Origin of the sequence: Terasakiella brassicae, assembly GCF_014641495.1 — a bacterium.
GTDB classification, from domain to species: Bacteria; Pseudomonadota; Alphaproteobacteria; order Rhodospirillales; family Terasakiellaceae; genus Terasakiella; species Terasakiella brassicae.
On record NZ_BMHV01000009.1, the window covers coordinates 1 to 21,456 of the forward strand.

19 protein-coding genes are annotated in these 21,456 nt (G+C 49.6%); 11 read left to right on the top strand and 8 right to left on the bottom strand.

The genetic code is table 11. The features are described from left to right. Positions 1 to 455 precede the first annotated feature (455 nt). The 3 genes from IEW74_RS07525 to IEW74_RS07535 are packed head-to-tail and all read left to right on the top strand — an operon-like array spanning position 456 to position 3,114. A complete protein-coding gene (locus tag IEW74_RS07525) occupies positions 456 to 1,331 on the top strand; it encodes an S-methyl-5'-thioadenosine phosphorylase (RefSeq protein ID WP_188663382.1) in 876 nt (291 codons plus the stop codon). 5 nt (positions 1,332 to 1,336) lie between these two features. Next, entirely contained in the window at positions 1,337 to 2,431 is a 1,095-nt protein-coding gene (gene mtnA / locus IEW74_RS07530; RefSeq protein ID WP_188663384.1) for an S-methyl-5-thioribose-1-phosphate isomerase, read from the top strand. A 44-nt stretch (positions 2,432 to 2,475) separates the two neighbouring features. Then, positions 2,476 to 3,114: a class II aldolase/adducin family protein gene (locus tag IEW74_RS07535; RefSeq protein WP_188663386.1), complete on the top strand. Its 639-nt coding sequence runs from the start codon at positions 2,476 to 2,478 to the stop codon at positions 3,112 to 3,114. A 35-nt stretch (positions 3,115 to 3,149) separates the two neighbouring features. On the opposite strand, the gene IEW74_RS07540 is transcribed toward IEW74_RS07535, so the two are convergent. Further along, on the bottom strand, positions 3,150 to 3,518 hold the full coding sequence (locus tag IEW74_RS07540; RefSeq protein WP_188663388.1) for a response regulator transcription factor: 369 nt from the start codon (positions 3,516 to 3,518) through the stop codon (positions 3,150 to 3,152). A gap of 155 nt (positions 3,519 to 3,673) precedes the next feature. Between IEW74_RS07540 and IEW74_RS07545 the strand changes: the two genes are divergently transcribed. The 8 genes from IEW74_RS07545 (at position 3,674) to pheT (ending at position 10,117) form a co-directional block, all read left to right on the top strand. After that, positions 3,674 to 4,120, top strand: a complete 447-nt coding sequence (locus IEW74_RS07545; protein ID WP_188663390.1) for a PaaI family thioesterase — start codon at positions 3,674 to 3,676, stop codon at positions 4,118 to 4,120. After that, entirely contained in the window at positions 4,120 to 4,536 is a 417-nt protein-coding gene (locus IEW74_RS07550; protein WP_188663392.1) for a PaaI family thioesterase, read from the top strand. Before IEW74_RS07545 ends, IEW74_RS07550 begins: the two co-directional genes overlap by 1 nt. 54 nt (positions 4,537 to 4,590) lie before the next feature. Further along, the gene (apaG, locus tag IEW74_RS07555) at positions 4,591 to 4,986 is read left to right on the top strand and encodes a Co2+/Mg2+ efflux facilitator ApaG/CorD (protein ID WP_188663394.1); all 396 of its coding nucleotides are present in this window, start codon (positions 4,591 to 4,593) and stop codon (positions 4,984 to 4,986) included. A gap of 74 nt (positions 4,987 to 5,060) precedes the next feature. Then, a complete protein-coding gene (locus IEW74_RS07560) occupies positions 5,061 to 5,741 on the top strand; it encodes a hypothetical protein (RefSeq protein ID WP_188663396.1) in 681 nt (226 codons plus the stop codon). 181 nt (positions 5,742 to 5,922) lie between these two features. Further along, the gene (gene rpmI, locus IEW74_RS07565; RefSeq protein WP_188663398.1) at positions 5,923 to 6,120 is read left to right on the top strand and encodes a 50S ribosomal protein L35; all 198 of its coding nucleotides are present in this window, start codon (positions 5,923 to 5,925) and stop codon (positions 6,118 to 6,120) included. A 37-nt stretch (positions 6,121 to 6,157) separates the two neighbouring features. Further along, complete coding sequence (gene rplT, locus IEW74_RS07570; protein ID WP_188663400.1) at positions 6,158 to 6,514, top strand: 50S ribosomal protein L20; 357 nt, start codon at positions 6,158 to 6,160, stop codon at positions 6,512 to 6,514. Between the two features lie 118 nt (positions 6,515 to 6,632). Beyond that, complete coding sequence (gene pheS, locus IEW74_RS07575) at positions 6,633 to 7,709, top strand: phenylalanine--tRNA ligase subunit alpha (RefSeq protein ID WP_188663402.1); 1,077 nt, start codon at positions 6,633 to 6,635, stop codon at positions 7,707 to 7,709. Further along, positions 7,706 to 10,117 carry a phenylalanine--tRNA ligase subunit beta gene (pheT, locus tag IEW74_RS07580; RefSeq protein ID WP_188663404.1) on the top strand — a complete coding sequence of 804 codons (2,412 nt, stop codon included), beginning with the start codon at positions 7,706 to 7,708 and terminating at the stop codon, positions 10,115 to 10,117. Before pheS ends, pheT begins: the two co-directional genes overlap by 4 nt. A gap of 144 nt (positions 10,118 to 10,261) precedes the next feature. Here the strand turns inward: pheT and IEW74_RS07585 are convergent, their stop codons facing one another. The 7 genes from IEW74_RS07585 to IEW74_RS07615 form a co-directional block, all read right to left on the bottom strand. Continuing rightward, positions 10,262 to 12,913 carry a nitrate reductase gene (locus tag IEW74_RS07585; RefSeq protein WP_188663406.1) on the bottom strand — a complete coding sequence of 884 codons (2,652 nt, stop codon included), beginning with the start codon at positions 12,911 to 12,913 and terminating at the stop codon, positions 10,262 to 10,264. Next, positions 12,906 to 13,241: a nitrite reductase small subunit NirD gene (gene nirD, locus IEW74_RS07590; protein WP_188663408.1), complete on the bottom strand. Its 336-nt coding sequence runs from the start codon at positions 13,239 to 13,241 to the stop codon at positions 12,906 to 12,908. The genes IEW74_RS07585 and nirD overlap by 8 nt, the downstream gene beginning before the upstream one ends. Positions 13,242 to 13,255: 14 nt before the next feature. Then, positions 13,256 to 15,700 (bottom strand): nitrite reductase large subunit NirB, encoded by a 2,445-nt coding sequence (nirB, locus tag IEW74_RS07595; RefSeq protein WP_188663410.1) that lies wholly within the window; start codon positions 15,698 to 15,700, stop codon positions 13,256 to 13,258. 14 nt (positions 15,701 to 15,714) lie between these two features. Further along, positions 15,715 to 17,439, bottom strand: a complete 1,725-nt coding sequence (locus tag IEW74_RS07600) for an ABC transporter ATP-binding protein (protein ID WP_188663419.1) — start codon at positions 17,437 to 17,439, stop codon at positions 15,715 to 15,717. 25 nt (positions 17,440 to 17,464) lie between these two features. Beyond that, the gene (locus IEW74_RS07605) at positions 17,465 to 18,463 is read right to left on the bottom strand and encodes an ABC transporter permease (protein ID WP_188663421.1); all 999 of its coding nucleotides are present in this window, start codon (positions 18,461 to 18,463) and stop codon (positions 17,465 to 17,467) included. Positions 18,464 to 18,586: 123 nt separating this feature from the next. After that, complete coding sequence (locus IEW74_RS07610) at positions 18,587 to 19,972, bottom strand: CmpA/NrtA family ABC transporter substrate-binding protein (RefSeq protein ID WP_188663423.1); 1,386 nt, start codon at positions 19,970 to 19,972, stop codon at positions 18,587 to 18,589. Positions 19,973 to 20,351: 379 nt separating this feature from the next. Beyond that, positions 20,352 to 21,455: a CmpA/NrtA family ABC transporter substrate-binding protein gene (locus tag IEW74_RS07615; RefSeq protein WP_188663425.1), complete on the bottom strand. Its 1,104-nt coding sequence runs from the start codon at positions 21,453 to 21,455 to the stop codon at positions 20,352 to 20,354. Position 21,456 lies beyond the last annotated feature (1 nt).

Here is a 21,456-nt window from a genome sequence, read left to right on the forward strand (position 1 = left end):
AAGCCATCATGCGGCGGCCTTCATAAAATTAAAGGCCAACAGACCGCGAAGACAACCATGAAATCGGCTAAGATGACAAAGATGGAGCTTGACAAAAAGGACCGCTATTAGACAACATATAGTTACTTTTTATTTAGCCAGAACATCTACAAAAAGAGCCCGAAAAATCGGCCTCTTCCATGATTTTCTTTTTGCACATGCGAAAAAACATTCGTTGTTTCTCATGCACACATCCAAGCTTTACCCTTAATTTACCTCTTTGCAAGACCAAATTCCGGAATAAGTCGTTTTTTTTACCATCTGTTCAAAAAATATGCGTAATAGTGGGTATATATTCACCATGACGCATATTAATTGTGCATTCCCAAAGTTGGCACACATTATTTCTTGGCATTCCCTTAAAAGACGTGGCAAAAGAGTCTCTGAATTTTCTTTCAGGCAGGAGTGTTTTAAACATGTCAGAGACCATCATCGGCATCATGGGCGGCAGCGGAATCTATGAGATAGACGGGCTGGAGAATACCCGTTGGACGAAAATCGACTCGCCCTTCGGTACCGTTTCAGACGAGATCCTTTTTGGTGAACTGGACGGCGTTCAAATGCGTTTCCTGCCCCGTCATGCGCGCGGTCACCGCATTTCCCCGTCCGATGTCAATTACCGCGCCAATATCGATGCAATGAAACGTGCCGGCGTGACAGATATTGTTTCGATTTCTGCCTGTGGCTCGCTGAAAGAAGAACTGCCGCCCGGGCATTTTGTACTGGCTGATGATTATATTGATCGTACCTTCGCCCGCGAAAAATCTTTCTTCACAACCGGCTGCGTTGCCCATGTTGCTTTTGGCGAACCGGTGTCGAAACGACTGGTCGATTGTCTGGAAGACGCCCTGAAAGAACTGGATATCGATTATACCCGAGGCGGGACGTATCTTGCGATGGAAGGCCCGCAGTTTTCCACCAAGGCAGAATCCAACCTCTATCGTAGTTGGGGCTGTTCCGTCATCGGAATGACCAACATGCCCGAAGCCAAATTGGCCCGCGAAGCTGAAATGGGCTATGCCACTGTCGCGATGGTCACCGATTATGATTGCTGGCATGAAGATCACGACGATGTCACCGTTGAGCAAGTCATCAAAGTGTTGCTGGAAAATGCCGAAAAAGGCCGCAGCCTTGTCAAAGCTGTTGCCCCAAAAATCGCAAAAGCCCCACTCCCCTGCCCATCTGGCTGTCACACTGCGCTTGAATACGCGCTCATCACCGCCCCGGATGCCCGCGACCCGGAAGTGCTAGCCAAACTGGACGCGGTTGCCGGCCGGGTTTTGAAAGGATAACACCAATGAAAGTTAATGGCACTCCCACCCGCCCGATCTGGCTGGATGATGATGGATTTGGCGTCAATATTATTGATCAAACCAAATTGCCACACGCCTACGAAGTAGTGCGTATGGAAACATTAGCCGATGCATGCCATGCGATTTTTGACATGTTGGTGCGTGGCGCGCCATTGATCGGGGCAACGGCGGCCTATGGTATGGCGCTTGCCTTGCATGCTGATGCCACTGACGCAGGATTTGAACAAGCCTACAAAGAACTTTATGCCACCCGCCCAACAGCCGTAAATTTACGCTGGGCACTGGATGAAATGCGTAAACAGATTTTGCCCTTGCCGGTTGCTGAACGTGTAAAAGCGGCTTACGCACTTTCAGCGCAAATCTGTGATGACGATGTCGCACAAAATTCCGCCATTGGGGATCATGGCCTGAAAATCATTGAAGAGATTTGGGAGAAAAAAGGCAAAACAGGTGTGATCAACATCCTGACCCATTGCAACGCCGGATGGCTGGCCACAGTGGATTGGGGCACCGCAACCGCCCCGATTTATAAAGCCTTTGATGCGGGTATTCCTGTTCATGTCTGGGTGGATGAAACCCGCCCGCGCAATCAAGGTGCATCCCTGACCGCATGGGAACTGGGCAATCACGGTGTACCCCACACCCTGATCGTTGATAATGCCGGCGGACATTTGATGCAGCATGGCGAGGTTGATTTATGTATTGTCGGCACAGACCGCACCACCGCCAGCGGGGATGTCTGCAACAAGATCGGCACCTATTTGAAAGCCTTGGCCGCCCATGACAATGGTGTGCCCTTTTATGTGGGCCTGCCGTCCCCGACCATCGACTGGACGGTGGATGACGGCGTAAAGGAAATCCCGATTGAACAGCGCGATGCCACCGAGGTCACCGAAATGACCGGACGTTTAAAAGACGGCAGCACGGCCACAGTCACCATCACCCCACAAAGCTGCAAGGCGGCAAATTACGCCTTTGATGTCACCCCGGCGAAATATGTCACCGGATTGATCACTGAACGCGGTGTCGCACACCCCAGCAAAGACGGCTTGGTACAACTGTTCCCCGAGTTTGCATAAACATAGGCGAACGAGCCTTGGCAACATCAAAAGAGTAAACAATTATGACTCGGCAACAGGTTATCAACACCGCCTTAAAAATGAATGCCCTGGGTATCAATCAAGGTGCCAGCGGCAATGTCTCGACAAGATCGGACAATGGTTTTTTAATCACACCATCGGGGCTGGATTATGACGCGCTTCGTCCCGAAGATATCGTGAACGTCCATATGGATGGCACCTACACGGGATCACTTAAACCCTCAAGCGAGTGGCTGTTTCATCGCGATATCTATTTGGCAAAACCCGATGTCCATGCCGTTATCCATACCCATTCCAAATTTGCGACCACCTTGGCCTGCCTGCGCCGGGATCTGCCGCCTTTTCATTACATGATTGCGGTTTGTGGTGGCAAAGATGTCCGTTGTGCCCCTTATGCCACGTTCGGCACACAAGCTTTATCCGATGCGGCCCTTGACGCGCTTCAAGACCGTCATGCCTGCCTGCTGGCCAATCATGGTATGATTGTGACAGGCCCAAATCTGGACAAAGCCCTGAAAATTGCACAAGAACTGGAACTTCTTTGTGAACAATACCTGAGCGCCTTGCAGGTTGGTGAACCTTATATCTTGAGCGATAGCGAAATGGACGAGGTTCTTGAAAAATTTAAAACCTATGGCAAGCAGGATAAACCAAACCCATAAAGGTTCATATGATCGGCTTGCGGCATCAATCAGGCTTAACGTAATAAAGCACGCGCTGTACGGATAAGCTCATCCGGCAAAAAGGGCTTTTCCAAAATGGCATCCGCCCCACTGAGCATAGCGGCCTCCAGCAAATCGCCGCCATCTTGATCCGGGCCACCCCCTGAAATGGCGAGAACGGAAATATCCTGATTACCCGCAATTGCTTTATCAATAATGGCAAGCCCGTCGATTTCCGGCATTAAAATATCCGTAATCAATAGATCGAAACGACCCTTTCGTATTTGCTCCAGCGCCTGCTGACCGTTCACAGCACTTTCAACGTCAAATCCTGCATTTCGCAATGCCTCTGCCATAACCGCTAAAACGGCTTCATCGTCATCGACGATCAAAAGTCTTGCCACGCATTTTCTCCATTGCGACGAGAACAAGTAACAAGGATAATCGCACAAAAGTGTAAATAAAGTACAAACATTTAAGCAAACTTAAACATTGTATGTTGCACTTACAGTTCACAAACCTTACATTTTAGCCTTGCGTCACCATCAGGACAATGAACGTGTCTCTTTCCGTTTTTAAGTTTATGCGCCATACCGTTGAAAACCTGCCCCATTGCAAAAAACTGGGGCTGAAGTTCACACAGCTTGACGAAGGTGTCGGTGCCATGCAACTGGACCCTAAACCCGAATTTATCGGCAATACGGCCCAAAATTTCATGCATAGCGCAATTGTCACCACCCTTCTGGATACCTTGTGTGGCACCGTTGCCTCGTCGGCTTACAGCGAAGGCCGTACCGTTGCGACACTGGATTTACGTCTGGATCATCTGGACCGACTGCATGGTGATCGTACCCTTTACGCCAAGGCGGAATGTTTTCATCATAATGATGATGTTGCTTATGTGCGCGGCTGGGCCTGGCAGGACAGCGAAGACAAAATGGTTGCCAAAGCCACCGGAACCTTTATGGCCAGCGGTACATTCAAACTGCAAAAGGAAGATATGTGATGAAAACCCTTTTTGGAACAAGCAGTTTACAGGATATCAACACCCTGATCCCTTATGCTCAACTGGTCGGGCTGGATATTTCAAGTGATGAACACGGTTTGCTGACGATTTTGCGCGCACATGATGACAATATCGGTAATGAAATCATCGGGGCTGTTCATGGCGGGGTGGTTGCCGGTCTTATGGAGCATGCGGCTTCTTTTCACCTGCTGGACGAACTTGCCAACCCGGTGCGCATTCCCCGTATCATAAATGTCTCGATCGACTATCTTCGCCCTGCCCTCAATAAGGATACCTTTGCCCGTGGACAAGTGGTCAAGCAAGGCAAACGCGTTGCAAACGTGCGCGTTACGGCTTGGCAAGACGATGAAAATCGCCCGGTCGCCGCAGCTCATGCCCATTTCCTTATTGCGTAAAACATCCCGCCTCCCCATCTTTAGAATCTGAACATATAAAACAGGGCCTTAAGAATGGAATTTTCAGCGACAACGCGGATGGTACACATAACTGTCCAACCTTTTTTTCTGGAACAGGAATCCGATCCGCAAAAAAATGCCTTTATGTGGGCCTATCATATCCGCATTCACAACAGCGGGTTTGAACCCATACAACTGCTCTCGCGTTACTGGAAAATCACCGATGCCTTAGGGCGTGTACAGGAAGTTCGCGGCGAAGGCGTGGTCGGTGAACAACCTCTCATCAGCCCCGGTGGTTTTTACGAATATACCAGCGGTGTTCCCTTGCAAACCCCAAGCGGTTTTATGGGCGGGTCTTATGAAATGATCAGTGGAAATGGCGAACGTCTGGAGGTGACCGTTCCGACATTTTCACTCGACAGCCCCTTTGATGTCCATTGCGTCAATTAATACCCTTTTCCCAAGACGTAGAAACATTTATTAAAAACGTTCTATTCATTATTTCATGCTGGCTTATTTTAAAGATGAGAATTGTATCAATACTTGTTCTGACCACCTTGTTCTACCTGAATACCCCTGCTTATGCGACCCCGCCGCAATGTCCGCAAACTCTCAGTATGTATGCGGAAAACAAGTTGACGCTGAAGGCGCGCCATATATTTGAAGAGATGTATGCAAAGCTGGGCTGTAAGCTATCGGTTCGTCTGTTGCCGCCCAAACGCAGTGTTATATATTTCAACAGTTCTCTCATTGACGGGGAACTCTACAGACTGGAAGATATCGAGAAAAGTTACACACAAACCTTTGTGCGCTCTCAATTCCCGCTGCTTTCCATTCCTGCCTCCCTTTGGGCTTCCGCAGACCCGGAAATATATAAAACACGTCCGCTGGGCTATATCAAAGGTTATGCATGGCAGGAACGTTTTATCCGGCAAAAACCTCTGCTGACACCCGTGGCCTATAAGAACGAAGACGATTTATATATTGCCTTCAACAAGGGCATTATCGGGTCCTTTCTCAGCAATGATCCCTACGTTGATTTCCTTCAAAAAGAAGGGTTGTTGAGCGCATCGCTCAAAAAAATTATGACCCTTGAGACCCGCCATTTTTACCATTATCTCCATGCAAAATATGCCCCCTTTATGGAACGATTTTCAGAGCTTCTGGCAAAAGAAGATAATTTTGCGGCCCTTTATAAAGAATAGCGTGTGCCCTGAAACATATTTTGCCCTTGCATTCCCATGATCTTGAGTCTATAACCCGCTACCTCGTCGCTGAAATTTTAGTCAGCGGCGCATATTTTGTTAAAGGCATTGAAGGATAACGAACTGAGGCTAAGGCATGCCGAAGCGTTGGTTTCAATGTAGATACATAAAGGATAATGAAATGCCTAAAATGAAGACGAAATCTGGCGCGAAAAAACGCTTCAAGATCACGGCTACTGGCAAAGTACGCGGTGCTTACGCATTCAAATCCCACAACCTGCGCAAACGTTCTCAGAAAATGAAACGTCAGGCACGTGGCACAATGGTTCTGTGTGCAGCTGATGCACGTATGGCCAAATCTTTGATGCCGTACGCTTAAGTACACGATTACAAGCCCAGAATAAGGATTAAGACACATGCGTTCAACAGTAGCAGTTGCTTCCCGCGCTCGTCGCAAGAAGATCATCAAGGCGGCCAAGGGTTATCGCGGCCGTAATAAAAACGTCCTGCGCGTTGCTATGGAAAAGGTCGATAAAGGCCTTCAGTATCAGTACCGCGATCGTCGCAACAAAAAACGTAACTTCCGCGCACTGTGGATCCAGCGTATCAATGCTGGTTCTCGTCAGTATGGCGTAAGCTACTCTCAATTCATGAATGGCCTGAAACTGGCTGGTATCGAGCTGGACCGTAAAGTTCTGGCTGATCTGGCCGCTCGTGAGCCGGACGCGTTTAAATCTTTGGTAGAACAGGCCCAGGCCGCTCTTGCCAAGTAACAAAACGCTCACGTAAAGCTGATTGTTTTACGTTGAAAATTCTTGGAAAAGGGGACTGGGGCCTTCGGGCCTTGGTCTCCTTTTTTGTTTGCTCTAAACACTTCCATAGGGAACGGATATGGAAAACCTCGATCAGATTAAAACAGAAGTCCTGGAAGCTGTCGTTGCCGCGACCGACTCCAAGGCTTTAGACGACATTCGCGTCAGTGCGCTCGGTAAAAAAGGGTCCATCACCTCGTTGATGAAGAACATGAAAGACCTGACACCGGAAGAACGCAAAGAAACCGGACAAAAGCTCAACCTCATTAAAGATGAAGTCGCCCAAGCCATTGATGCGCGTAAAACAGAATTGGCCGATACCGAACTCAACGCCCGCTTGATGGCGGAAAAAATTGATGTGACATTGTCTGTGCGCCCGGAACACACCGGCACGGTTCATCCGGTCAGCCAAACCATTGATGAAGCCATTGCCATCTTTGGCGAGATGGGTTTCAGCGTTGCCGAAGGGCCGAATATCGAGGACGATTGGCGCAATTTCGGTGCCCTGAACATTGGCCCGGAACATCCCGCCCGTCAGGATCACGACACATTTTATCTGCCACGCGAACAAGACGGCAATCGTATGGTCTTGCGCACCCATACCTCCCCTGTACAAATCCGTTCCATGCAGGAAAAGGGCGCACCCATCCGTATTATCTGTCCGGGGCGCACCTATCGTTGTGATTACGATGCGACCCATACACCGATGTTCCACCAAATCGAGGGGCTGGTCATCGACGAAAAAACCCATTTCGGTCACCTGAAAGGCTGCTTGATTGATTTCTGCAAAGCCTACTTTGGTGTAGACGATCTGCCCGTTCGTTTCCGTCCCAGCTATTTCCCGTTCACAGAACCCAGCGCGGAAGTCGATATCGGCTGTACCCGTAAAGACGGTGAATTCAAAATCGGTGCCGGTGATGACTGGCTGGAAATTTTAGGCTGCGGCATGGTTCACCCCAAAGTTTTGGAAAACTGCGGTATCGATTCCAGCAAATATCAAGGCTTTGCCTTTGGCATGGGGATCGAACGGATTGCCATGTTGAAATACGGCATTCCCGATCTGCGGACATTCTATGAATCTGATCTGCGTTGGCTGCGCCATTATGGCTTCAAGGCCTTGGACATTCCCAGCATGGTAGGAGGGCTGACCCGATGAAATTCACTTTAAGCTGGCTCTTGGAGCATCTCGAAACAGATAAGACCTGTGACGAAATCGTTGAAAAACTCTCCATGATCGGATTGGAGGTCGAAGGCGTCGAAGACCGCTCCAAAGGTCTGGAAACGTTTAAGGTTGCTGAAATTCTGACCGCAGAACGACACCCGGATGCAGACAAGTTGCAACTGCTGAAAGTCTTTGATGGTGAAAAAGAATATCAGGTCGTTTGCGGTGCCCCGAACGCACGCGCCGGCCTGAAAGGTGTGTTTGCCACATCCGGTTCCTACATTCCCGGTCTGGACGTGACCTTGAAGCCGACAAAAATTCGCGGTGTGGACAGTCAGGGCATGATGATGTCCGAAGCAGAAATGAATTTGTCCGATTCCCATGACGGCATTGTCGATCTGCCGGGCGATGTTGAAGTTGGCGCACGCGCGATCGACATTATGGGCCTGAGCGATCCGATTATTGAAATTGCCATTACCCCGAACCGGGGCGATTGCGCAGGCGTGCGCGGTATTGCCCGTGATTTGGCCGCAACCGGATTTGGCACTTTAAAACCGATCAATACTGATCCGGTAAAAGGGATGTATGAAAGCCCGATCAAAATCCATCTGCACAATCCGGCAGACGGCGCAAAAGCCTGTCCGCAATTTGCCGGGCGTTATATTCGCGGTGTAAAAAACGGCCCCAGCCCGAAATGGCTGCAAGACAAGCTGCTTGCTGTTGGCCTGCGTCCGATTTCCGCACTCGTTGATGTCACCAACTATTTCAGCCAAGGCCTATGCCGCCCGCTGCACGTCTTTGATGCCGACAAACTCAACGGTGATGTGCATGTCCGTCTCGCCAAAGAAGGCGAAACACTGAAAGCACTGGACGAAAAAGAATACACGCTGGATGCGGACATGACCGTTGTGTGTGACGACACAACCCCGCATGCCCTTGGTGGTATTATGGGGGGCGAAGCTTCCGGCTGTCAGGACGACACAACTAATGTCTTCTTAGAATGTGCGTTGTTCGACCCGATCCGCACCGCTATGACCGGACGTAAACTGGATATCCTGTCCGATGCCCGTTATCGTTTCGAACGTGGTGTTGATGAGGCAGGCGTTGTTGACATGACGGAAATGGCAACCCGCCTGATCCTTGAGTTATGCGGTGGCGAAGCCTCTGATCTGGTTATTGCCGGTGAAGAACCCCAATGGCAACGCACCATCACTTTGCGCAAAGCCCGTGTCAAACAATTGACCGGTGTTGACGTGCCGGAAAGTGATATGGTCCGCATCCTCGACGTTTTAGGCTGCAAATTGGAAGACAAAGGCGACACCTTTGATGTTCAACCGCCGTCATGGCGTTCAGATATTGAACTGGAAGCTTGCCTCGTTGAAGAAATCATCCGCGTTTATGGTTACGAGCATATCGAAGAAGTGTCTTTGGTTCGTGAAACCAACCTGCCGGGGATTGCCTATACCCCCATGCAGATCAAACGCGATATTTCACGTCGCACACTGGTTTCACGCGGCCTGTCCGAAGCCGTGACCTATGCTTTCTTGCCAGAAAAACAGGCCAAACTGTTTGGTTGGTCTGATGAAAACCTGCGTCTAACCAACCCGATTTCCAAAGATTTGGAGATTATGCGTCCAAGCCTGTTGCCCAATCTGCTGGCCGCTTGCCAGCGCAACAATGATCGTGGCCTACCCAATGGCTGCCTGTTCGAAGTTGGTCCGCAGTTTGACGGTGATACAGCCGACAAGCAACCCGTTGTGGTTTGCGGCGTACGTACAGGTCAAACCGGCCCGCGTAACTGGGCGCAAGCCCCGCGCCGCTTTGATGTGTTTGATGCCAAGGCTGATGCAATGGCGGTTCTGGAAGCAGCCGGTGCCAAAGTTGAAAGCCTGCAAGTGGACCCCGAAGGCGCGCCCGCCCATTATCATCCGGGGCGAAGTGGTGCCTTGAAACTGGGGCCGAAAAACACCTTGGCCTATTTCGGGGAATTGCATCCCGGTACGCTCAAGAAAATGGGCTACAAGGGGATTGCCGTTGGTTTTGAGATCTATCTCGATGCTATTCCGGCAACAAAATCCAAGAAAACAGGCGCGTTACGCCCTGTGTTGGAACTTTCCGCCTTCCAAAGTGTCGAACGTGACTTTGCCTTTGTGGTGGATCGCGATGTTCCTGCGGCCAAGATCATTCAATCGGCCAAAACAGCTGATAAAAAATTGATCAGCGATGTGACCATATTCGATGTTTATGAAGGCGAAAATGTGGAAGCGGGTAAAAAATCCGTTGCCATCAGCATCACCTTACAACCCACCACCGACACCCTGACGGATGAACAAATTCAAACCGTCAGTGATAACGTGGTTGCCAGTGTTGCTAAAAACACCGGCGGCGAGTTACGTGGGTAAAATGCTACGTCAGTACTGATAAAGAAAAAGGGCCGGAAAAATTATCTTCCGGCCCTGTTTTATAGGTTCCTGCTTATATTGAGTGCGGTGGTAGAGAGTGCAAAAAACACCACTTTTCAATCGAGTTAAGAACCTATCCCCCTCTTAGGCAACTTTTTGTTTTTGGTCATTTGTTTGCGTTTCCTCCAGAATTTGCTGGATTTCAGACTGACAGGACCCGCAATTGGTTCCGGCTTTCAACGCAACGCCGATGGCTTCGACACTCATTCGGCCTTCTTCGACGATCGCGCGTTGAATTTCCAGCAAGCCGACATTGAAACACGAACAAACAATCGCGCCTTTTTCCGCCACTTTACCCGCAGGTTTTGCGCTTAATAATGATAAGCGGTCTTGTGCATTCAGTTCTTCCTGTGCAAACAGGCTGGCAATCCAGTTACGCGATGGAATACCTTCAGGTGTGCGCGCCATAATCATCACACCAAGCGGTTTATCGTCACACAAAACCGCATAACGGCGCGCACCACGGCGTTCATCACTCATCGCCAACATTTCACCTTGGCCCAACAAAACACCGGCATAATCATCCCAGCTGGACGGATCCCCGACACCTGCCACATCATAGATATAACACCCGTTTGCAAGACTGCGCGTCCAATAGGCAAAACCGGATGGTTCCAACTTCTCCCGTACAATCAACAACGCATGCCAATCGGCGGCAAAAGGTTTCAAACAAACAGGTGTATGTTTGCTTTCCGGCTGACCGGAATAAGGATCACAAACCGGATTTACCAGACGACCGACAACGGCTTCCGCACTGTTTTCATCACTCCAATGCATCGGCATGAAGACTTCGCCGCGCTTCATATTCTCGCTGATTTTGACCCGTAAAATCGCCCGGCCCCAATTTGAGGTAACTTCCACCAAACCACCGTCCAGCAATCCTTCGCACAGGGCGGCTTCGGGGTGAACTTCCAGATAGGGTTCAATCACATGTGTCGATAAGCGCGGGGACAGCCCGGTGCGCGTCATGGTATGCCATTGATCACGGATACGCCCGCTGTTCAACACATAGGGATAATCCGCCGTGACAGGATAAACCGGGCTTTTGGGTTGCACAGGCACCATATTGCCCTTACCCGAAGCGGTATAAAAACGACCATCCCCAAAAAAACGATCTTTCGCATATGTGCCGACAGGCCATTGCGTGGGTTCAATTTCATCAAATCCAGCACGCGATAAATCGATCCAACCGGATAAATCAAAATCACGCCTGCCTTGATTTTCAAACGCAGATAAGGCGACATGCTCGTGAAAAACGTCATAGGAACTTTCATAAGGGAAAGCCTCCTCAAACCCCATTTTACGGGCAACTTGCGTGATAATTTTCCAATCGGGCCGTGCCTCGCCCGCAAGATCACAAAAGGCGCGTTGTCTTGAAATACGGCGTTCCGTATTTGTCACCGTTCCGTTACGTTCCCCCCAGGCAGCGGCTGGCAGAACGACATCGGCATAAGCCATCGTATCGGTATGATCCACACAATCAGACACCACCACAAAATCACATTTTTCCAAGGCTTCGCGTACCCGCCCCGCATCGGGAAGGGAAACACAGGGATTGGTCGCCATAATCCACACCGCCTTGATTTGACCTTCGTGAATGGCTTCAAACATATCCAATGCTTTTTTACCCGGTTCCTTCGCAATATTCTGGGCCTGCCAAAAACGCGATACCCGATCAATGTCATCGGGTGTAAAATCCATATGAGCGGCCAGCATATTGGCCAATCCGCCAACCTCGCGCCCGCCCATCGCATTGGGTTGTCCGGTTACAGATAACGGGCCACAACCTTCACGCCCAATGCGACCGGTAAAGAGATGACAATTGATAATGCTGTTGACTTTATCGGTGCCTTGGGACGACTGATTGACCCCTTGGCTATAAACACTCAAGGTCCGATCCGTCTTTAAGAACCCGTCATAAAAGGCAAGCACATCTGCAACAGACACATCACAACCTTTTGCAACACTCAGGATATCAACAGCCGTTGCGTGTAATGTTTCTTCAAGACCTTCGACAAATGCCGCCACATAGGATTGGTCTTTTGCACCATTTTGATCCAGATAGCTCAGCAGACCATTAAACAGCAGAACATCCGAACCCGGTTTGATTGCCAAATGAAGGTCGGCAATTTCACAGGTCGCCGTTTTGCGCGGATCAATAACCACAACCTTGGTTCCCCGCTTCTTTTTCGCGGCTTTCAGACGTTGAAACAGGATAGGATGACACCATGCCAGATTTGATCCAACCAGAACAACCAGATCGGATGTTTCCAAATCTTCATAGGTTTGAGGTACCGTGTCAGAACCAAATGCACGTTTATGCCCGGCGACGGAAGAACTCATACACAGGCGTGAATTTGTATCTATATTGGCGGTTCCGATAAAACCTTTAATCAGCTTGTTCGCCACATAATAATCTTCGCTCAGTAACTGGCCCGATACATAAAAGGCCACACTATCCGGTCCATAGCGTTCAACCGTTTCCTTAAAACGGGCGGCCACCAAATCACTGGCTTGCTCCCATGTTGCAACCTGATGATTGATTTTCGGTGTCAGCAAACGGTTATCTTGGCCCAATGTATCCCCAAGAGCCGCCCCTTTGGAACAGAGCTTACCGAAATTTGCCGGGTGGTCGGGGTCGCCTTTAACGACAACCCCACCCGCATTATCTTTTGAAACCAGTACCCCGCAACCGACGCCGCAATAAGGGCAAGTGGTGCGAATGCTGTCAGCCATGCGTTCCTGTTGCCTCCGCCTCAACGTAGATACGGACAATGCCGTCTTTACTGGAAACCGGGATCACGCGCGCACAGCCATGATCAGGGTCCAGCACATCGCCTGTTTCCAGATCGATATTCCAGTTATGCAGCGGGCAGGCAACCGCCTTTCCATGCACAATTCCTTGTGACAGCGGGCCGCCGGAATGGGGACAGCTATCGACGATGGCGAAAATTTCATCATCGGCTGTTCGAAAGACAGCGATATCACCGCGCATACTTTTGACCACACGTGCCCCCAGCTTGGGGATATCGTTAACGGTGCCGACTTCAATCCAGTTACTCATTTTCCAATCTCCCTTTACTCAGCCGCAACAGCGGATAATGGTTTAAATTCACGCGCAGCCGCTTCTTCGTTGACCGCTTTGGCCCACGGGTCGTCCTGCCAGAATTTTTGTGAATAGATAAAGCGTGCGTTCAACTCTTTACGCTTGGCTTCATCTTCAACAACAATTTGCTTGATGTAATCCAGACCGACACGTTCAACCCAAGGGGCTGTGCGTTCCAGATAACGGGCTTCTTCGCGATAAAGCTGAACAAAGGCACCGCAATATTCCAGAACCTCTTGTTCCGATGCAACTTTGCACAACAAATCCGTTGCGCGGACATGGATGCCGCCATTACCTGCGATATGCAGTTCATACCCACTATCCACACAAATCACGCCGAAATCCTTGATGGTGGCTTCTGCACAATTTCGCGGACAGCCAGAAACCGCCATTTTGAATTTATGCGGCATGTAGGACCCCCAGCTGAGTTTTTCCAACTGCACACCAAGGTCCATCGACATTTGTGTTCCAAAACGGCACCATTCCTTACCCACACAGGTCTTCACCGTGCGCAACGATTTGCCATAAGCATGACCTGACACCATCCCTGCTGCGTTCAGGTCCGCCCAAACCGCCGGCAGATCTTCTTTCTTGATCCCGAACAGATCAATACGTTGACCGCCAGTCACTTTGAGCGTTTTCACATCAAATTTTTCCGCGACATCGGCAATGGCGCGTAATTCTTTCGGGTTGGTTAAACCACCCCACATGCGCGGCACAACAGAATAGGTTCCGTCTTTTTGAATGTTGGCATGTGCGCGTTCATTAATATATCGCGATTGGGTATCATCGACATATTCACCGGGCCATGCGCACAACAGGTAATAATTCATCGCCGGACGACATGATGAACATCCGTCCGGTGTTTTCCATTCCAAGGCCTGATAGGCTTCTGGGATAGATTTCAGCCCTTGTTCCACAATCGCAGCGCGGACTTCATCATGGGTATGTTCGGTGCAACCGCACATGGGTTTAACGGTTTGTGCCTGATAACTATCGCCTAATGTCACCTTCAGCAGGTTTTCCACCAGACCGGAACATGTCCCGCAAGAAGCCGATGCCTTGGTATGGGCCTTGACTTCATCCAAAGTTGTCAGGCCTTTTTCATTTACCGCCGTCACGATATCGCCCTTGCATACGCCGTTACAGCCACAAATTTCGGCGTCCATCGCCAAAGCTGCAACGGCTTCAAGAGGGTCCGCTGTCGCTCCTCCCCCAGACGCAAACGCCTGACCGAAGATCAACAGATCGCGGATATCGCTGATATCTTGACCATCCTTTAACATCTGGAAATACCATGCGCCATCGGTGGTGTCGCCATAAAGAACGGCCCCTTGAACTTTATTGTCTTTTAAGACCACGCGTTTGTAGATACCACGGGCCGCATCTCGCAGGACAATATCTTCACAGGCCTCACCACCTGAAAAATCACCGGCAGAAAAAACATCAACGCCACTGACTTTCAACTTGGTCGATGTCACAGACCCCTGATAAGCGTTGTCCGTTCCGGTAATATGATCCGCCAGCACCTTACCCATTTCATAGAGCGGGGCAACCAGACCGTAACAATCCCCACGGTGTTGTACACATTCCCCGATACTGTAAATATCCGCATCAGACGTTACCAATTGATCATTCACCAGAATGCCGCGCTCGACCTCCAATCCTGCTGATTGCCCAAGGCTGACATTGGGGCGGATCCCCACAGCCATCACCACAAGGTCAGCTGCAATTTCACGCCCGTCCGCCAAGCAGACTTTTTTAACCCGGCCATTTTCACCAATGATTTCTTTGGTATTTGCCCCGGTTAAAACATCAATACCGCGCCCTTCTAATTCCTGCTTCAACAGGAAACCGGCGGCTTCATCCAACTGACGTTCCATCAAGGTATCCATCAGGTGAATGACGGTTGCTTTCATACCGCGACGTTGCAGACCATAAGCCGCTTCCAGTCCCAACAGCCCGCCACCGATAACAACGGCGTTTTTATACTGTGAAATCGCTTCTTCCATGACATTTACATCATTCATGTCACGAAACGAAATCACCCCGTCCAAATCTTTACCCGGTACCGGAATGATAAAAGGTTCAGACCCGGTGGCGATTAACAATTTGTCATAAGCCGCTTCAATGCCATTTGCAGATTTCACAACCTTTGCCGCTCGGTCAATTTCCGTGACCTCGGCATCGGTGTGCAATGTGATTTTATTTTCAGCGTACCATTCAGGTGAATTAATCACGATTTCATCAAAAGTCTTTTCCCCGGACAAAACCGGCGACAACATGATGCGGTTATAGTTTCCGTAAGGCTCTGCGCCAAAAACAGTGATTTCAAATTGATCGGCGTTGCGTTTGAGAATTTCTTCCACACAGCGCATGCCCGCCATACCATTACCAATAACAACCAGCTTTTTCATAAGTTTTGTTCCTTTCACGCGGCTTCTTGATCGTCAGCTTCACAAACGTCTTTATCATCGGTTTGCGGTTCCGGATCGCCATGTTCATATTCAGCAAGGAATGAGAGAAGTTCTTCGCGCAGTTCGTAATAGCGCGGATGTTCCAACAATTGTTTGCGGGTGCGTGGGCGCGGCAGATCCACTTCCATGATCTTACCCACTGTTGCATGTGGCCCGTTCGTCATCATAATGACGCGGTCTGCCAATAAAATAGCTTCATCAACATCGTGGGTGACACACATGGCGGTGACTTGTGTGCGTTTCCAGACATCCATCAGGACTTCCTGCAATTCCCAGCGCGTCAGACTATCCAGCATGCCGAACGGTTCATCCAGCAGCAGGAATTTAGGGGACAAGGCAAAGGCGCGGGCAATTCCGACACGTTGACGCATCCCGTTGGACATTTCAGAAGCCGCCTTGTCCATGCTGTCGGCCAAACCGACACGTTGCAGGTAATATTCAACGATATCGTTGCGTTCCTGTTGATTGGCATGGGGATATACCCGTTCGACACCGATCATCACATTGTCACGCGCCGTTAGCCACGGAAACAGGCTGGGGGCCTGAAAAACCACGCCCCGGTCCGGGCCTGCCCCATCAACTTCGCGTCCATCCAGAATGATCCCGCCTTTGGAAATCTCGTTCAATCCGGCAGCCATTGTCAAAACTGTGGACTTGCCACACCCGGAATGCCCGATAACCGAGATAAATTCCCCTTTCTTGAGCTGCAGATTAAAATCATCAACCACTGTCAACGGGCCTTTAGGAGTGGGATAGACCTTGTGAACATGGGAGAAATCAACAAAACGATGGGTATCGCCACTGCGGGCTTGCGCTGCCTCTTTCGCCTTTTTCGGCATCCGTGATCCCGGCATAATCGGGCTGACGGAGGGCAGCGGCGCAAATTCGCCGGTTTCAGCATTCTTTTCAATCCCCACATCGATCAGATACTGAGTGACGTCTTTGCGCAGCTTCTTGAATTTTTCATCATGGTTCATGGCCGTACGATCACGCGGACGATCCAGATCCACCACAAAATCCGGTCCAAAGGTCGCGTTCGGCCCCGGTGTCAACGGAATGATACGGTCGGCCAGCAAAATCGCCTCATCCACATCATTGGTGATTAAAATAACGGTTTTCTTTTCCTGTTCCCAAATCCGTTCGATCTCGTCCTGCAGGTTCGCCCGTGTTAATGCATCAAGCGCAGACAGCGGTTCATCCAGCAACAGGATTTGCGGGCTCATGGCCAAGGCACGCGCAACAGCTACCCGTTGACGCATCCCACCGGACAATTCTGCCGGTTTACGATCCTTAGCATGGCCCAGACCGACCATTTCCACATAACGGTGAACGCGTTCTTCTTTTTCCTTGCGGCTGGCTTTTTTGAAAACACTGTCAACCGCCAGCATCACATTGGAAAAAACAGACATCCACGGGAAAAGGGAATAGCTTTGAAAAACCAGTCCACGGTCCGGGCCTGCACCTTCGATTTTCTTGCCGTTCAGGGTAATTTCGCCACTGTCCGGTTCGATCAGTCCGGCGATTGCCGAAATCAATGTGGTTTTACCGGAACCGGAAAATCCGACGATGGCAACAAACTCACCTTCTTTAATCGAAAGATTGATGTTGTTCAGGACTTCGGTGCGTTCCGCACCTTTGCCATAGCCCTTATTTACATTTTTTAGCTCTAAGAATGACATGGGGGTAATCCTTTTTGCGTTTGGGTTAGCGTTTGTCACTGAATGTGAAGAGGTCTTGCAGCGTGTACATGACACGATCAAGGGCGAAACCGATGATCCCGATGGTGAAAACCGCCACCATAATGCGTGCAAGAGAATGGGAGCTGCCGTTCTGGAATTCATCCCAGACAAACTTGCCAAGTCCCGGGTTCTGCGCCAGCATTTCTGCGGCAATCAGAACCATCCACCCCACACCGAGTGACAGACGTAAGCCTGTAAAGATCAACGGCAGGGAAGACGGTAAAATCATCTTGAAAATCGTGGTTCTCGCATCCAGTCGCAAAACGCGTGAGACGTTCAATAAATCCTTGTCAATCGAAGCAACCCCAAGCGTGGTATTGATCAACGTCGGCCACAAGGAACACAGCGTCACCGTAATCGCAGATGTCAGGAAGGATTTATCAAACATGGGATCATCACTGACATAAAGGGCAGAAACCACCATCGTTACAATCGGCAACCATGCCAGTGGTGAAACCGGTTTAAAAATCTGGATCAGCGGGTTAAAGGCCGCGTTCATCGCTTTTGATAAGCCGCACGCGATCCCAAGGGGAACCGCCACCAACGTTGCCAACACAAACCCCATAAACACCGTTTTCAAGCTGGTAAGGATCTGATCGATATAAGTCGGCTTGCCGGTGAACTGACGGATTTTGACGTCCGCATCCGGGTTCTTTTTCAGTTTGGCGGCGTTGCGTTTTTCTTGGCGTTCATAGAATTTATCTGCCTTTTCACGCATCTCCACATGATCCTGCCATAACAAGACCGTTTCTTCCGCAACCTGTACAGGGCCGGGAATATTGCCCAGACTGGTTTCGATTGAGGTTGATGCCTGCTGCCAGGCAAACAGGAAAATAAGGATGGAAAGAAGCGGAATACCGACATTTTGCCAGATTTTTTTCATCGCATCCGAGGAAGACGTCGCACCGGGAACAATTCGTCCCAGAAAGCCGACATCAGCAGTTTGAACAGAAGTTTCGGACATATGGCACCTGTAAAAAATAAATGGATTCAAAAGTTAAAAATGAAAGAGGTCTTGTTTTTGGGTGGCTTAGGGGTATCAAGATCAACGAGATGATTTGACACCCCCTCGCCGAGGGCAAACTTGTTATTTGGCAGCGACTTCCGTGCCTTTGATGACTTGTGCGCCCTTCAAGCCAATACCGAATTTTTCGAGATAAGCGTTCGGTTGGTGGCCGTCATAGCTCACATTGTCGATAAAGTGCGTTTGCGGATCACGGAAACCATCTGTATCCCACGGGAAATCCTCCTTCGCGACCTGACCTTCATCGACCAGCATTTTCGCAGCTTTCAGGTAGATATCCGGGCGATAGACTTTCTTCGCGGTTTCAAAGAACCACTCGTCTGTTTTGCCTTCGGGGATTTGGCCCCAACGGCGCATTTGTGTCAGATACCAAATCGCATCGGAATAATAGGGGTACGTCGCGAAATAACGATAAAAGACGTTGAAGTCCGGCACATCGCGCTTATCGCCTTTTTCATATTCAAACGTCCCGGTCATGGAGTTTGCAATCACTTCAACGTCCGCCCCGACATATGCGGATTTCGCCAAAATTTTCACAGCTTCCGGGCGGTTGGCGTTGTTATTTTCATCCAACCATTTTGCTGCACGGATCAAGGCTTTAACAACGGCAGTATGTGTATTTGGATATTTTTCAGCCCATTCATTCGATACACCGAACACTTTTTCCGGGTTGTTTTTCCAAATTTCGTAATCGGTCACAACCGGCACACCGATTCCTTTAAACACGGCTTGCTGGTTCCACGGTTCGCCCACACAATACCCAGAGATCGTCCCGGCTTCCAACGTCGCAGGCATTTGCGGCGGCGGTGTTACAGACAACAACGCATCACCCTGAATTTGACCGGAAATATCGGTTTTGGAATAAAACCCGGGATGAATGCCACCGGCGGCCAGCCAATACCGCAGTTCATAGTTATGGGTAGAGACAGGGAAGACCATCCCCATGTTGAAGGGTTTGCCTTCTGCCTTAAATTTTTCCACAACCGGTTTCAGATAATCAGCCTTGATCGGGTGCACGGGCTTACCGTCTGCGTCTGTCGGGATATGTTTTTTCATCTCCGCCCAAACGTCATTGGAAACCGTAATCCCGTTTCCATTCAAGTCCATCGAAAAAGCCGTAATAATATGGGCCTGTGTACCAAATCCAATCGTTGCCCCCAACGGTTGCCCGGCCAGCATATGCGCACCATCCAGTTCGCCATCAATCACGCGGTCCAGCAGAACTTTCCAGTTTGCTTGGGGTTCCAGCGTGACATAAAGGCCTTCATCTTCGAAAAAACCTTTTTCATAAGCAATGGCCAGCGGGGCCATATCTGTCAATTTGATGAAACCGAATTTCAGTTCCTCTTTCTCCAGATCCAGCATCTCCGCCAAGGCAGAACCGCTCATGGCACTCAGGGCGACAACAGCACCTGCCAGAACGGATTTGAATGACTTAAACGTTTTCATATCGGCTTGCTCTCCTTAAAAGTTTGCCTTGTTTTTTCAAACCGGATCGCCAGAACCGATCTAAAAAAACAAAAACGCCGCTCACAAAGCGCACCCGGGGAGGACGATGGGGGATGCGATTGTCAGCGGCGTTGCTGATTGTCCTAAAGGACGATATAGGATCCGGCGTCTTTGCCGGACATCTGCTTCTTACCTTACAAGGTTCGTGCCAACTTTTACTCACCCACAACAAACACCAATAAAATCATATAGTTACATATTGTGCGATGCGGCATTTTATTCAGTACGGCTTCTTTTTAACCTTGTGCAATGCAAAATATTAGAGCAGTTCAAAAATATTATGCATAATTTTTAATCATTATTTTTATTTGTTTATTTTTTATGCAATATCAAAAAGGGCAGCTTCATTGATGTCGGAAAATTCCCCACCAATACAATCCAGATAAGTTTGCGTTGAGAAGGCATCTTTCAGGGCGGTTTCCACAATCATGTCCGACTGAATTTGCCCCCAGCGTTCCATTTGTCGCGTCAACCAAAAGGCTGCGCTTAAATGGGGACAGCTATCCCCATGTAAAGACATAAAACCATCAACATGGCGCGACGGCTCCCCCTTCTTAAGGGATAAATCCCCGCTCAATGCTTTAAGGATAATCTCTTTCGGGACATCCAAATATTGATGGTCTGATAAAATATGCGCCAATTCATCGAAGTTTTCCGCATTCCCGGCCCAATCAGCCGCTTCCTTCATTGCACACAACAAAGCTTTTAAGGCTTTGGGGTTTGCCTCACACCAGTTTTTACGAACGCCCAATAGTTTTTCGGGGCTTTGCGGCCAAATTTGTGATGTCGAGGCGATAATCACCCCAATATCCTGTGCAACCGCCAAAGAATTCCACGGTTCCCCCACACAAAAACCATCAAGGCGCCCTTGTTCAAGGTATTGATCCATAAACGGCGGGGGGACAACCTGCAAATGAACATCAACATCCGGGTCAATCCCACAGGCCGCCAGCCAATAACGCAAATGATAGTTATGACAGGAAAACGGAAAGACCATCCCGAAGCGCAGCACAGGTTGCCCTGCATTTTTGCGTGCCTCAATCACAGCCTTCAACGCAGCTCCGGTGACAGACAAGTCCCAGCTTTCCAGTAACCCCTGTGTATGAGCACTCATGGCATCATATAAATCATGTGACACAGTAATCGCATTACCATTGCGCCCCAAAACAAAGGGCGCAACAATATCGCAACTATTAGGCATCAAGGACAAATTACCCGCCAAGGCCATCGGGGCCAACATATGCGCGCCATCCAGATATCCTAAAAACACCTTATCGCGAATATTTGCCCACGAAACTTCTTTTGACAAAGACAGGTCCAGACCGTGTGCCTGTGCAATTCCCTTTTCACGGGCAACCGCCAAGACCGCGCAATCCACAAGCGGGACAAATCCGATATTCACATTTTGCAGTTTTGATTTCATA

Coding starts and splice junctions, on each gene's coding strand:
- IEW74_RS07610 (WP_188663423.1), bottom strand. CDS start 19,972: ATGAAAACGTTTAAGTCATTCAAATCCGTTCTGGCAGGTGCTGTTGTC.
- IEW74_RS07525 (WP_188663382.1), top strand. CDS start 456: ATGTCAGAGACCATCATCGGCATCATGGGCGGCAGCGGAATCTATGAG.
- nirD (WP_188663408.1), bottom strand. CDS start 13,241: ATGAGTAACTGGATTGAAGTCGGCACCGTTAACGATATCCCCAAGCTG.
- IEW74_RS07585 (WP_188663406.1), bottom strand. CDS start 12,913: ATGGCTGACAGCATTCGCACCACTTGCCCTTATTGCGGCGTCGGTTGC.
- pheS (WP_188663402.1), top strand. CDS start 6,633: ATGGAAAACCTCGATCAGATTAAAACAGAAGTCCTGGAAGCTGTCGTT.
- pheT (WP_188663404.1), top strand. CDS start 7,706: ATGAAATTCACTTTAAGCTGGCTCTTGGAGCATCTCGAAACAGATAAG.
- rpmI (WP_188663398.1), top strand. CDS start 5,923: ATGCCTAAAATGAAGACGAAATCTGGCGCGAAAAAACGCTTCAAGATC.
- apaG (WP_188663394.1), top strand. CDS start 4,591: ATGGAATTTTCAGCGACAACGCGGATGGTACACATAACTGTCCAACCT.
- IEW74_RS07605 (WP_188663421.1), bottom strand. CDS start 18,463: ATGTCCGAAACTTCTGTTCAAACTGCTGATGTCGGCTTTCTGGGACGA.
- nirB (WP_188663410.1), bottom strand. CDS start 15,700: ATGAAAAAGCTGGTTGTTATTGGTAATGGTATGGCGGGCATGCGCTGT.
- IEW74_RS07615 (WP_188663425.1), bottom strand. CDS start 21,455: ATGAAATCAAAACTGCAAAATGTGAATATCGGATTTGTCCCGCTTGTG.
- IEW74_RS07535 (WP_188663386.1), top strand. CDS start 2,476: ATGACTCGGCAACAGGTTATCAACACCGCCTTAAAAATGAATGCCCTG.
- rplT (WP_188663400.1), top strand. CDS start 6,158: ATGCGTTCAACAGTAGCAGTTGCTTCCCGCGCTCGTCGCAAGAAGATC.
- IEW74_RS07560 (WP_188663396.1), top strand. CDS start 5,061: ATGAGAATTGTATCAATACTTGTTCTGACCACCTTGTTCTACCTGAAT.
- mtnA (WP_188663384.1), top strand. CDS start 1,337: ATGAAAGTTAATGGCACTCCCACCCGCCCGATCTGGCTGGATGATGAT.
- IEW74_RS07600 (WP_188663419.1), bottom strand. CDS start 17,439: ATGTCATTCTTAGAGCTAAAAAATGTAAATAAGGGCTATGGCAAAGGT.
- IEW74_RS07550 (WP_188663392.1), top strand. CDS start 4,120: ATGAAAACCCTTTTTGGAACAAGCAGTTTACAGGATATCAACACCCTG.